An 11,933-nucleotide genomic window follows, 5' to 3' on the forward strand; every position below is an offset into this window, starting at 1 on the left:
GACTCTTTAACACGCACCATGATGTCGTCTCTTTAGGATGAGTGCATGAATCTGAACGATTATGCCGATGCTGACCTGATTGATGCAGACAGTCTGACGCAGGTAAAGACCCAAAAACCGCCCAGGAAGGCATTGCGTCGAGCTCTGGATCACCTCTATCAGACGCTGGAGCGGCGGTTTCTGCAGGGCGAACCCATTCGCACCCTGGTGTTCGGCCGGACCTGGGCCATGGATCAGATTCTCACCGCGGCCTGGCGACACTTTGACTGGCACCACGAACAGAACATCGCTTTGGTCGCGGTCGGTGGCTACGGGCGTGGCGAGCTGCTGCCCAAGTCAGACATCGATTTGCTCCTGCTGTTCGACGAAGAAGCCGACATCGACGTCAATGTCGATTCGATCCAGGCGTTTCTGACGCTAATGTGGGATCTTAAACTCGATATCGGCCACAGTGTGCGCACGCTGGAGGCGTGCCAGGAAGAAGCCAGGGGCGACGTCACCATCACCACCAACCTGATGGAAAGCCGCACTCTCACCGGCAACCCAACCCTGCGTCAGCGTGTTTCCGGGCTGGTCAGCCAGGCCCACATCTGGCCCAGCGATGACTTCTATAAAGCTAAACTGAACGAACAGACCCATCGTCACCAAAAGTACAATGAAACCGAGTACAACCTGGAACCCAACGTCAAAGCCGGGCCCGGCGGACTGCGTGACATCCAGACCATCGCCTGGGTGGCGAAACGCCATTTTGGCGACACAGATTTGGCCGAACTGGTCGAGCGCGGCTTCCTTACCGATGCCGAATACCAGGCTCTGATCGACGGCCAGGACTACTTATGGCGCATCCGCTACGCACTGCATCATTTCAGCGGCCGCGAAGAAGACCGCTTGTTGTTTGATCTGCAAGAGAAGGTCGCCGAACAGTTTGGCTACCAGGACCGTGAAGGACAGCTGGCCGTCGAACATTTAATGCAAGATTATTTCCGCCAGGTGTTCAAGCTTCGGGCTTTGAACATCATGCTACTGCAACTGTTCGACGAAGCCATTCTGCACCAGAACGAAGACGACCAGCTGATTCCGATCAACACCCGGTTTCAGGTGCGCAACGGCTATATCGAAACCCTTCATGACGCTGTGTTCATCCGCACACCCTCAGCTTTGCTGGAGATCTTTGTGCTCTGCGCGCAACGGCCCGATACCAAAGGCATTCGAGCCTCTACCATTCGCCAGATCTTTGCCAACCGGCATCGCATCAATGGCAAATTCCGCCAGGATTTGCGCAACATCACCTTTTTTATGGAATTGCTGCGCAGCCCGGCGGGGGTGTCGACCAACCTAATGCGGATGAACCAGTACGGCATTCTTGGCCGCTATCTGCCGGAATTCGGGTTGATCGTTGGGCAAATGCAGTACGACCTGTTCCATGTGTTCACCGTCGACGCCCATACCCTGCTGACCATCCGTAACCTGCGCCGTTTCCGCCACGCCAATAACACCGCCGAATTTCCCATTGCCACCAAGGTGATTCACCAGTTACCCAAAGTCGAACTGGCCTACATAGCAGCGCTGTATCACGATATTGGCAAGGGTCGCGGTACCGACCATTCCGTCGAAGGTGCCGAGGAAGTACGACGTTTCGCGCTGCGTCACCGGATGACGGCCTGGGAAAGTGATTTGGTGGTCTGGCTGGTGCGCAACCATCTGCTGATGTCGACCACCGCCCAGCGACTGGACATTTCCGACCCCGAAGTAATCAACCACTTCACCCAGCAGGTCGGCGACATCCACCGGCTCAATTACCTCTACGTGTTGACGGTGGCCGACATTTACGCCACCAACCCCAACCTGTGGAACAGCTGGCGCGCCTCGCTGCTGAAAAAGCTCTACAACGAGGCCATGTCCGCCCTGCGGCGCGGCCTGGAAAACCCGATGGACAAGGAAGAACGCATTCGCGATGTCCAGTCGGCGGCCATGGCCATGCTGCGCGACGGCGGCTTTACCGAAGCCGAAATCCTGCAGCTCTGGGACAACCCCGGCGGCGACTATTTTCTGCGTGAAAGCCCGGAAAATATCGCCTGGCATACCCGTGCCATCGCCAACCACGGCCTGAATGTACCGTTGGTGCTGATTCGTGAAACCGATGAACACAGCTTTGCCGGTGCCACCCAGATCTTCATCTACGCACCGGACCGACCGCACCTTTTTGCCGACATCGCCGCCTGTCTCGACAGCTGTGAACTGGACATTCAGGATGCGCGCATCATGACCTCCTCGGCCTCGGATTTCAGTCTCGATACCTTCATTGTGCTCGACGAGGAAGGCCACAGTATTGGCAACAACCCGGCCCGCCTGCGCGATGTTCAGCACCGCCTGCTGCTTGCCATTCAGGACCCGGAAGACACCGCCACGCCCAACCGTCGTCTGTCGCGCCGGCTGAAGCACTTCAGCATCCCGCCCATCATTACCGTCAGCAACGATCCGGCCAACCACCGCACCGTGGTTGAAGTCATCACGTCAGACCGGCCAGGCCTGCTCGCCGACATCGGCCTGGCGTTCAAACGCCTCGACCTGCGTATGCAAAGCGCCCGCATTTCGACCCTGGGCGAACGGGTGGAAGACGTCTTCTTTGTGGTCGACAACCAGAATGAACCGCTGCACGATTCGCACCGCGTTGCCGAATTGCAGAAACAACTGACCGAGACCATAGAACAGGGACAACACCCATGAATCCGTTAATGGCCCGGCTGATGCCCTACCCATTCGAGAAACTCAAACACCTGACCGCGAACATCACTCCGGCCGACCTGCCGGAAATCGCCTGGTCCATCGGTGAACCCAAACACGCCGCGCCGGATTTTCTAAGCGGCATCCTGAATAAAAACCTGGGCGGTTTTTCCCAGTATCCGGCAACCAATGGTCTCCCGGCGCTGCGGGAAACCATCAGCCAGTGGTGTCAGCGCCGGTTTCATTTGCCCGCGGGTAGCTTAACGGCCGAACAGAATGTGTTGCCGGTTACCGGCACCCGCGAAGCGCTGTTCGCAATCGTTCAGGCCTTGTTCGATGCCGGTTCCAGCAAGCGCGAAGTCTGGATGCCGAACCCCTTTTACCAAATTTATGAAGGCGCCACCTTCCTGGCTGGCGGCGAACCCCGTTACTTGCCCTGCCTGGCAGAGACTGATTATCAACCGAACTTTGACGCCCTGACCGACGCCGACTGGGACAACTGCCAGATGCTGTTTCTGTGCACCCCGGGCAACCCCTCCGGCCAACCCTTGTCGCTGGAACAACTGCAGCGGCTGATTCGCAAAGCCATCGCCCACGATGTGCTGCTAATCAGTGATGAATGCTACAGCGAACTCTACCGGGATGAAGACCGGCCGCCGCCAGGGTTGCTGCAAGCAGCAGCCGCCATGGGTCATACCGACTATCGCCACTGCCTGGTGTTTCACAGCCTGAGCAAGCGCAGCAATTTGCCGGGTCTGCGCAGTGGCTTTGTCGCTGGCGATGCCAGCCTGATTGCCGAATTCCTGCGTTACCGTACCTACCATGGTTGCGCCATGCCGCTACCGCACCAGCATGTATCCATCGCCGCCTGGCAAGACGAAACCCATGTTGCCGACAACCGGGCGCTGTACAACCAGAAGTATCAGGCCGTGCACGACATACTGTCGGACAAGATGCCGGTACGCATACCGGATGCCAGTTTCTACCTCTGGCCCGATCTGGAACGGGACGACACCCAGGTTGCCTGTGAGTGGCTGCAAAAAGCCAATATTCGGGTTTTGCCAGGTCAGTACCTGTGCCGAACCATCGACGGAGTAACTCCGGGTTACGGTCATGTGCGTATCGCGCTGGTGGCTGAGCTGGAGGCCTGCATCGACGCCGCCGAGCGCCTGCGCGCCCTACTCTGACTCGCTGACAGACCCATCAAGAAGGAAGCACGACGGTTATGATCCGCATTTACGGCATTCGCAACTGCGATACCATTAAAAAAACCCTGGCCTGGTTTGCCGACCAGGATGTACCGGTAGACTTTATCGACTACAAAAAAATGCCACCCGACGAGACGCTACTGCGCTCCTGGCTGACGCAACTGGACTGGGAGCAGCTGGTCAACAAGCGAGGCACGACGTGGCGCAAACTGCCGCAAGACCTGCGTGACACCATGACCGAGGCCGCAGCCATCGAACAGATGATCGCCAACCCATCGCTGATAAAGCGGCCCCTGGTTGACCATAACCGTACCCTGAGCGTCGGCTTTGACGAAGAACACTTTACGAATCTGGCGGCCATGACTCGCTGAGTCAGCTGCAGCGCAAACACTCACTATTCAACACTTACTGAGAGGATAACTTTATGGGCTATTTTGCAGTGGCAATCGGCACCGCCACCCGAAACAAAGACGGCAAGATCATCGAATCCTGGTTCCCACAGCCGATTCTCAACCCGTCGGACGACCTGATTTCCACCCTGAGCCAGATTGCCAAACTCAACGGCGGCAATGAAGCCCTGGTGATTGAAAACACCCTGATGAGCACCCTCGCGGATTGCTTCAACCAGGCCGATCACAATGAAAGCGCCCAGTTCTGTCGCGCGGCCGAAAGCAGCCATCAGACCATTGTGCTGACCGCGCTGGAAACCGACGCGGCACCCGTCTCAGTCGCTGAAGGCTACCTAAAGCTGCATCTGCTGTCGCATCGCCTGGTCAAGCCCCACGGCTGCTCTCTGGACGGGTTGTTCGGCCTGCTGCACAACATCGCCTGGACCAACGAAGGCCCGATTGACCTGCCCGAGCTCGCCGACCGCCAAATGGAAGCGCGCCTCACCGGCCGCACGATGGATGTTCAGTGCGTCGACAAGTTCCCGAAAATGACCAACTATGTTGTGCCCAAAGGCATTCGCATTGCCGATACCAGCCGGGTACGCCTTGGGGCGCACATTGGTGAAGGCACCACCGTCATGCACGAAGGCTTTGTGAACTTCAATGCCGGTACCGAAGCGGTCTCCATGGTCGAGGGGCGTATTACCGCCGGTGTTATGGTCGGCGACGGCTCTGATGTGGGTGGTGGATCATCAATCATGGGCACCCTGTCCGGTGGCGGCAAGGTCGTGATATCACTGGGCAAGAACTGTCTGCTCGGGGCGAACTCCGGCATCGGTATCCCGCTGGGCGATCGATGCACGGTCGAAGCTGGCCTATACGTTACCGCTGGCACCAAGGTGGCCATGCTCGATAACAAAAAACAGCTGGTCAAAACGGTTAAAGCGCGGGAACTGGCGGGTCAGTCGGATTTGCTGTTCTGGCGCAATGCCGAAACCGGCCGGGTGGAATGCCTGTCGAACAAAACGGCTATTGAACTGAACAGTGAGTTGCACAGCAATAACTGAGTTAGATATTTTAAAGTTCGCAACCAAGTGAGTACCAGGTACCGGGTGTACCTCTCCGGGGGAGTCCGCAGCATGGATGCTGCGGTCTAGGCCCCATGGACGGGTTCACGCCGACCCCGGCGAGGTATACCCGGCACCTGGTACGGACTCATGGCAGCAAGACAAACCCAAACTCCGAATCTTTAACTAGTCGCAGACAAACAGCCTGACCTGATGCTCGGTGAGCAGATCCTGAAATACCTTGGGGGGTGGGCTGTCGGTGTAGAACGCATCGGCCTGGGCAATGCTGCCCAACCGAACCATGGCCTGGCGACCAAACTTGCTGTGATCGGCTGCCAGTAACACCTGGCGGCTGTGTTCTATAATGGTCTGGGCGACGCGCACTTCGCGGTAATCGTAATCGAGCAGGGAGCCATCGTCGTCGATGCCACTGATGCCGATGATGCCGTAGTCGAGCTTGAACTGGCGAATAAAGTCGAGCGTCGACTCACCGACAATGCCGCCATCACGGGCACGCACCTCACCACTGGCCACAATCACCCGAAAATCCTCCTTGCCGCTCATCAGCGTCGCCACATGCAGATTGTTGGTCACAATCTGCAGCCCCTTGTGCTGCATCAGGGCATGAGCAATGGTCTCGGTTGTCGTACCTATGTTGATGAACAGGCTGGCGTGATCCGGGATCTGGCCTGCCAGAGTCCGGGCAATACGTTCCTTGGCCGTCTGATTCAGAATCTGCCGGTCGAAATAGGGCAGATTTTCCGTGGAATTAACCGGGCTGGCTCCCCCGTGAAACCGCACGATCAGGCCGCTGTCTTCGAGCAAGGTCAGATCGCGACGGATGGTCTGGGGCGTCACGCCAAAGTCTTCGACCAGATCGTCTATGGTTGCGTGGCCATCCTTCTCGACGCGTCGAACGATCGCCGTTTGTCTCGGATTCAACGGTTTTTCCATGCGGGCATTACGTAGTGTCATGCGGTCTTATTGCATCCCGCTGGCAGCTGACAGGCGGTCTTCCAGCGCATCAACCCGCTCACTGACGGCAACCATACGACGATTAGCCTCCAGTCTGCCAGCGTCAATGGAGCGCAACACATCATTTAGCTCGGTCACTTCTTCTTGCAGTAATTGCTGGTTCATGGTCACAGTGCCTTGCTCAACCAGCAGGCTTTCCTGCGTCAATGTCAGCGACAGCAAACGTTCTTCCAGACTCGCCAGATTCAGATTTTCCAGGCTTGCCTGCAACTCGGCAAAAGCCGCTGATGCCTGGTTCAGTTCAGCCTGCAATGCGGACAACGATTCGGACTGTGCGTTTGTAGTGGCCGCCTGTTCGTTGAGGCGACTGGTCAGTGAGGCTACCGCCTGCTGGCGCGCCTCGATCTGAGCTTGCACACCGGACTGGATCTGAGCGATGTTTTGCTGGTTGGTTTCAATCCATTCCCGATTACGCTCGTTGGCTACCGCCCAGAGTTTGCGAATTTCGCTCATCTGCATATCGGTTTCGGCCTTGATGGCACGGAACTGATTGTTAATTGCCGTCTCGTTCATCGCCACCGATTCATCGGTTGCCGTCATCGAGCGCTGCACCGATACGATGCGATCATCGGCCAGTTGCAAGCGTTCATCAAACAGAGCCAGACTCTGCTTCTGGCTGTAGGCCATCAAACCGAGCCCGGCACTGACGGCAAACAATACCAAAACCAACACCCACAAAAGCGTTGGGGCACTGCCACCCCGAGAAGGGGGTTCTGAACGTCTGGGAGACGCTGTGGCGCGTGGTGTGGACGAAGGCGTCGTCGTCGACTGACGACCGCGGATCTGATCCCGGTCTGGCACCATTTTGGGCAGGTCACTACCCGGTTTTGAATCCGACATTGAAACACCCTGTTCGGTTAATTAGGTAGGGTCATTATAGAGACAGACCCCCGATGAACAAGAGAGACTCGGTAATTGTGCTCACTCCCAGTAAAATAGCCGCCAGGGCACACTTGAAACCGAGCCCGACCGACCAGATAGTACAGTTACGAGTGAAAACGTGCTAACACACCCATCAATAAGACAGAGGGAGAACACCATGGCTTTTGAACTGCCAGAGCTGCCATACGCGATCAACGCGCTGGAACCCCACATTTCTCAGGAAACCCTGGAATACCACCACGGCAAGCACCACAACACCTACGTGACCAAGCTGAACGGCCTGATTCCGGGTACCGAATTTGAAGGCAAAAGCCTGGAAGACATTATCAAATCCTCTTCCGGTGGCGTGTTCAACAATTCCGCTCAAATCTGGAACCACACCTTTTACTGGCACAGCCTGAGCCCGAACGGCGGTGGTGCACCCACTGGCGCACTGGGCGACGCAATCAATGCCAAGTGGGGCTCATTTGAAGCCTTCCAGAAGGAATTTGACGAAAAAGCCGTCAATAACTTCGGTTCAAGCTGGACCTGGCTGGTCAAAAACAGCGACGGCTCACTAGAGATCGTCAACACCAGCAACGCCGGCACCCCCATTACCGAAGGTCAGACGCCAATCATCACCGTCGACCTGTGGGAGCATGCCTACTACATCGACTACCGCAACCTCCGTCCCAAGTATCTGGAAGCATTCTGGAAACTGGCGAACTGGGACTTCGCGGCCGAGAACTTCGCCAAGTAAGGCGAGTTTTATCGCACTGTCCTGTCCGAGCCGAAGGCTTGGACTCCATGAGGTGGCCTAGGCCACCTTTTTTTGTGCGAAAACGATTGCATCATCAAATGCATGGGCATCTACCCGATCGGCTCTCTGGTACTGCTGGAAAGTGGCCTGATGGCTGTGGTCATCGAAATTGACGAACACAGCCAGATGACCCCGGTCGTACGCGTTTTTAAAACGCTCCTGGCGTTTTAGTCCATGCCTCAGATACCCCCACAGAAGCAACCCTGCCACCCGTCGCTAATCTCTTGCGACTTCGAAATTTGACTTATAACACTCGACTGGTTATTCAGGGCTTGCCAAGACATCCATCAATCCGGTCAATAATCACCAGTAATTTCTGAGTTGGCCGCTTATCGGACTTTAGCGCCTCTTCCGCATAGGGCCCTACCTGAGCTCCGGTGGGCAGCGGTAAATCAGCCTCAATCAAAGCGCGCAGACGCTGCAAATAGATCCACTGCAACCATTCCGGCAAGGTTAGCGTATCCACCGCAAACGGTTGCTTACTCGCCAGCGCCTCCGGGGTGGGTGGCATATCACTCCAATAACCTAGCTCTCTCAGCTCCGTTTCCAGTTCGTCCAACAGATTCGACAATTCTGACAACCGACTTCCTCCCCTATCCGCTACGCACCGGCAGACCGTTAAAAAACGCGCAGTGTAGACGCACGACCGGTCGATGCAAAGGATCACAGTATTACCAGACCTGAACAGCATTAAGTACGAAATGGGCAACAATCCAAGTGCTGGCTGCCGGGTAGGCTTGTCCGGGGTAGGCCGCAGCATGGATGCTGCGGCCTAGGCTCCATGGAAGGATTTACGCCGACCCCGGACAAGCCTACCCGGTGGCCAGCACGAACTCGTGCCACAAAAGCATACCAACCACGGTTCAACCCCTAGGATTAATAAGCCGGGGAATTTCCGGTACACTGCGCCACCCATGACTGACACCCGAGCCGCTGTATGAGCACCACAAATACCCAGACCACACCCGGCCTTGTTGATTTTCTGGAGCGCAGTGGCGCCCGTTACCGGGCCTTTGATCTGGGCAGTCAGCTGCGTAACCTCAATAAGGAACAGTTTGCCCGGTTCGACCAGGGGCAGGCTTACCCCTACCCGTATCTAAGTCACGCCTGGCTGATACTACTGCTTTGGAACCCGGAACAGCGCGAGCAGCACAGCATCTGGTTTATGAAACTGCCGCTGGACGAACAGGGTGGACTGCCCGCCGCCGTCATGACCGACGTGCTCGACCGGCTATACCGCTCGATCGCCACCGCTGACCCTAAAGAACGCCAGCGCCTATTGACCGACCACCCCTATCAGTTCACGCCCCCGGATAACAAAATGGCCGCGTTGCACGCTCGCGCCAGTCGTATTCTAGGAGCACCACCCAGCACGTTCTATGCAGATGCCCAGCGATTGCTTACCCTGCAAGGTACTTCAGAAGAATGGGCCAACATTGGCTTGCAAGGCCTTTTCGATGTGCTAGAGCGGCGTAGCCCGGCCGATGAGCAAGCACTTACCCGCCAGCTACCCGGGTTGCCGGAGTTCGTACGCACCCAGGTGTTGAACGCGCTCGAACATCATCAGCCGGGCGTTGCGCTGACCGAGCGCATTATCGCGCTGGGCCGACAACATCAGGATGTATCAACGCGCGTTGCCGCGCTGCGTGCTCTGTCACAAAGCCCGGCGACGGGACTGGTCGAAAGTTTCGTCAGCGATTCATTGAATCGCTTTGCAGACGAGTTGGACGTGGTGCTGGCTGTGCTTAGCCGGCACCCGGGCTTGCTCGCCAATACCGACCTGGCGCTGGTGGTGCTGGACCGGCTGGCAGTGCTGGCCGACACCGATGGCTTCAACCGGGTGGTGCAAGGGCTGGCGTTGCAGCCGGGCCTGTCGGGTCTGATACTGCAGGCGTTACGCCATCCAAACCGCTCCGAGGCGCTGGCGCGTGCCATAGGCGCCCTGATTCACAGTACCCGGACCGTACAATGATCGACACGACAACCCTCACGTCTAACCCCGCTGATCCCTGCTATTGCGGCCAACCGGAGCCGTATCGCACCTGCTGCGGCCGGTTCCTGGAGGCCGGCGCCTACCCGCGTGACCCGGAAACCCTGATGCGCAGCCGCTACACGGCCTATCGGTTGCAACGTCTGGCCTATCTGATTAAAACCTGGCATCCCACTACCTGCCCGGCCCTTACCGCTGAACATCTCGAAGGGACTAACTGGCAAAAACTGCATATTGTTCGCAGCCAGGCTGGCTACAAGAAAGGCTGGGTGGAATTCATAGCCCACTTTATCGACGACCAGGGCAAAGCCGAGCAACTGCATGAGATCTCAGAGTTCCATAAAGTGAAAAGTCACTGGGTCTACTATTCGGAACTAACGGCCTGGCCGGGCGAATAAGCCATAAAGGTCTGCTGGTTTTTCATCGGCCAACTGACCACAATACCATGCCACAGAAGCACTGATTCGCCCCACAACGGAGCCCGATATGAGCTGTTATGACCTGCCCGGCCTGCTGCCCTTCGACCAGGCGCTGGTGCGGATGCTGAACCAGCTAATGCCCGCTGAGGGCGATGAAACCCTGGCTATAACAGAGGCTGTAGATCGTGTCACTGCGGAGCCCGTGCGGGCGAAAGTGAATCTCCCGGTCTTCGACAACTCCGCAATGGACGGTTACGGCCTGAGATACCAGGATGCCCTGAACGACAGACCGCTGCCTATTCAGGGCCGGGTGCTGGCCGGGCAGACACTGGATGAGCCTTTAAAACCTGGCCATTGCGTGCGCATCATGACCGGAGCGCCACTGCCAGAGGGTTGCGATACGGTCGTAATGCAGGAAAACGCTATGGAAACCGACCAGGGCGTCACCTTCGACCCGCTGCCGGAGCAAGGCGCCAACGTACGGCTGCACGGCACAGACCTGAAAGCGGGCGACGTCATTCTGCCCGCCGGTCACCGGTTACGACCCATAGATGTAGCGTTACTGACGAGCGTGGGTCTCGCCGATGTGAGGGTGCGTCGACGCCTGAGTGTAGCGGTCTTTGCCAGTGGCGATGAATTACAACCAGCCGGTACCGCACTCGAGCCGGGGCAAATATACGATTCCAACCGACCAGGTCTGCATGCCCTGCTCGATAAACTGGGCGTCGATGTACTGGATCTCGGCGTCATTCCCGATGACCCGGACGCCTTGCGCCAGGCGTTTAGAACCGCCAATGACTCCTGCGACTTGGTTATCAGCAGCGGCGGTGTCAGCGTCGGCGAGGCTGACTTCACTCGTGATATTCTGGACCAGGAAGGCGATATCGAATTCTGGAAGCTGGCCATAAAACCCGGCAAGCCACTGGCGTTTGGACGCCTCAGCCAGGCCTGGTTTGTTGGCCTGCCGGGCAACCCGGTCTCCACACTGGTAACCTTTCACCTGATTGCGGTACCCGCCATTCGCTGCCTGATGGGCATGCCCCACCAACCGCTCGCGCAGCTGAACGCCATCACCAGTGAGCCCCTGCACAAGACGCCCGGGCGCATGGATTTTCAGCGTGGATATTGGGATGTTCAGGATGGCACTGTCCAGGTGCGCTGCACAGGCTCTGGCCAGGGCTCACATCAACTGAGCTCCCTGACCGGCGCCAATTGTTACATTGCGCTGGAACAAGACCGAGGGCCAGTTGCATCTGGCGAGACGGTCACGCTCTGGCTATTTGATGATGCGATGGCCTGACTCGAGTTGGTTGCCATTAACTCAAATTCCTGAGTTCGGGTTGGCTGGGTGGCATTGGTCCGCACCGGCTACCGGGTGTGCCCCTGTGGGGTCGGCGTAAATCCATCCATGGAGCCTAGG

At 57.4% G+C, this 11,933-nt stretch carries 12 protein-coding genes; 9 read left to right on the forward strand and 3 right to left on the reverse strand.

Annotated features, from left to right (window positions below):
• The first annotated feature begins 45 nt into the window (after positions 1-45).
• The 4 genes from glnD to dapD are packed head-to-tail and all read left to right on the forward strand — an operon-like array spanning position 46 to position 5,388.
• A complete protein-coding gene (gene glnD, locus WEB54_RS14970; protein ID WP_368056544.1) occupies positions 46-2,727 on the forward strand; it encodes a [protein-PII] uridylyltransferase in 2,682 nt (893 codons plus the stop codon).
• Positions 2,724-3,911: a succinyldiaminopimelate transaminase gene (gene dapC / locus WEB54_RS14975; protein WP_368056545.1), complete on the forward strand. Its 1,188-nt coding sequence runs from the start codon at positions 2,724-2,726 to the stop codon at positions 3,909-3,911. The genes glnD and dapC overlap by 4 nt, the downstream gene beginning before the upstream one ends.
• A 38-nt stretch (positions 3,912-3,949) precedes the next feature.
• Positions 3,950-4,303: a Spx/MgsR family RNA polymerase-binding regulatory protein gene (locus WEB54_RS14980; RefSeq protein WP_368054550.1), complete on the forward strand. Its 354-nt coding sequence runs from the start codon at positions 3,950-3,952 to the stop codon at positions 4,301-4,303.
• Between the two features lie 53 nt (positions 4,304-4,356).
• The gene (gene dapD, locus WEB54_RS14985; protein ID WP_368056548.1) at positions 4,357-5,388 is read left to right on the forward strand and encodes a 2,3,4,5-tetrahydropyridine-2,6-dicarboxylate N-succinyltransferase; all 1,032 of its coding nucleotides are present in this window, start codon (positions 4,357-4,359) and stop codon (positions 5,386-5,388) included.
• A gap of 186 nt (positions 5,389-5,574) precedes the next feature.
• On the opposite strand, the gene WEB54_RS14990 is transcribed toward dapD, so the two are convergent.
• Together WEB54_RS14990 and WEB54_RS14995 are read right to left on the reverse strand one after the other, a co-directional pair.
• On the reverse strand, positions 5,575-6,363 hold the full coding sequence (locus tag WEB54_RS14990; protein WP_368054546.1) for a DeoR/GlpR family transcriptional regulator: 789 nt from the start codon (positions 6,361-6,363) through the stop codon (positions 5,575-5,577).
• 6 nt (positions 6,364-6,369) lie between these two features.
• Positions 6,370-7,263 (reverse strand): hypothetical protein, encoded by an 894-nt coding sequence (locus tag WEB54_RS14995; RefSeq protein ID WP_368054544.1) that lies wholly within the window; start codon positions 7,261-7,263, stop codon positions 6,370-6,372.
• Between the two features lie 199 nt (positions 7,264-7,462).
• On the opposite strand from WEB54_RS14995, the gene WEB54_RS15000 reads away from it, so the two are divergent.
• Positions 7,463-8,044 (forward strand): superoxide dismutase, encoded by a 582-nt coding sequence (locus WEB54_RS15000; RefSeq protein WP_368054542.1) that lies wholly within the window; start codon positions 7,463-7,465, stop codon positions 8,042-8,044.
• Between the two features lie 72 nt (positions 8,045-8,116).
• Entirely contained in the window at positions 8,117-8,275 is a 159-nt protein-coding gene (locus WEB54_RS15005; RefSeq protein ID WP_368054540.1) for a hypothetical protein, read from the forward strand.
• Positions 8,276-8,369: 94 nt separating this feature from the next.
• Here the strand turns inward: WEB54_RS15005 and WEB54_RS15010 are convergent, their stop codons facing one another.
• Positions 8,370-8,864 (reverse strand): YqcC family protein, encoded by a 495-nt coding sequence (locus WEB54_RS15010; protein ID WP_368056550.1) that lies wholly within the window; start codon positions 8,862-8,864, stop codon positions 8,370-8,372.
• 177 nt (positions 8,865-9,041) lie between these two features.
• Here WEB54_RS15010 and WEB54_RS15015 point away from each other — a divergent pair, with 177 nt between their 5' ends.
• From WEB54_RS15015 to glp, 3 genes are all read left to right on the forward strand, one after another.
• A complete protein-coding gene (locus tag WEB54_RS15015) occupies positions 9,042-10,076 on the forward strand; it encodes a DUF3549 family protein (RefSeq protein WP_368054538.1) in 1,035 nt (344 codons plus the stop codon).
• Positions 10,073-10,492 carry a YchJ family protein gene (locus WEB54_RS15020; RefSeq protein WP_368054536.1) on the forward strand — a complete coding sequence of 140 codons (420 nt, stop codon included), beginning with the start codon at positions 10,073-10,075 and terminating at the stop codon, positions 10,490-10,492. Before WEB54_RS15015 ends, WEB54_RS15020 begins: the two co-directional genes overlap by 4 nt.
• A gap of 88 nt (positions 10,493-10,580) precedes the next feature.
• Positions 10,581-11,813, forward strand: coding sequence for a gephyrin-like molybdotransferase Glp (glp, locus tag WEB54_RS15025; RefSeq protein WP_368054534.1), 1,233 nt, complete (start codon positions 10,581-10,583; stop codon positions 11,811-11,813).
• Positions 11,814-11,933 lie beyond the last annotated feature (120 nt).

The sequence above is a fragment of the Saccharospirillum sp. genome, from assembly GCF_040881935.1.
GTDB lineage: Bacteria > Pseudomonadota > Gammaproteobacteria > Pseudomonadales > Natronospirillaceae > Saccharospirillum.

Excerpts from the sequence above, each read along its gene's own strand:
- WEB54_RS15020 (WP_368054536.1), top strand. The coding sequence starts at position 10,073 with ATGATCGACACGACAACCCTCACGTCTAACCCCGCTGATCCCTGCTAT.
- WEB54_RS15000 (WP_368054542.1), top strand. The coding sequence starts at position 7,463 with ATGGCTTTTGAACTGCCAGAGCTGCCATACGCGATCAACGCGCTGGAA.
- glnD (WP_368056544.1), top strand. The coding sequence starts at position 46 with ATGAATCTGAACGATTATGCCGATGCTGACCTGATTGATGCAGACAGT.
- WEB54_RS14980 (WP_368054550.1), top strand. The coding sequence starts at position 3,950 with ATGATCCGCATTTACGGCATTCGCAACTGCGATACCATTAAAAAAACC.
- WEB54_RS14995 (WP_368054544.1), bottom strand. The coding sequence starts at position 7,263 with ATGTCGGATTCAAAACCGGGTAGTGACCTGCCCAAAATGGTGCCAGAC.
- WEB54_RS15010 (WP_368056550.1), bottom strand. The coding sequence starts at position 8,864 with ATGCTGCGGCCTACCCCGGACAAGCCTACCCGGCAGCCAGCACTTGGA.
- dapC (WP_368056545.1), top strand. The coding sequence starts at position 2,724 with ATGAATCCGTTAATGGCCCGGCTGATGCCCTACCCATTCGAGAAACTC.
- WEB54_RS14990 (WP_368054546.1), bottom strand. The coding sequence starts at position 6,363 with ATGACACTACGTAATGCCCGCATGGAAAAACCGTTGAATCCGAGACAA.
- WEB54_RS15015 (WP_368054538.1), top strand. The coding sequence starts at position 9,042 with ATGAGCACCACAAATACCCAGACCACACCCGGCCTTGTTGATTTTCTG.
- dapD (WP_368056548.1), top strand. The coding sequence starts at position 4,357 with ATGGGCTATTTTGCAGTGGCAATCGGCACCGCCACCCGAAACAAAGAC.
- glp (WP_368054534.1), top strand. The coding sequence starts at position 10,581 with ATGAGCTGTTATGACCTGCCCGGCCTGCTGCCCTTCGACCAGGCGCTG.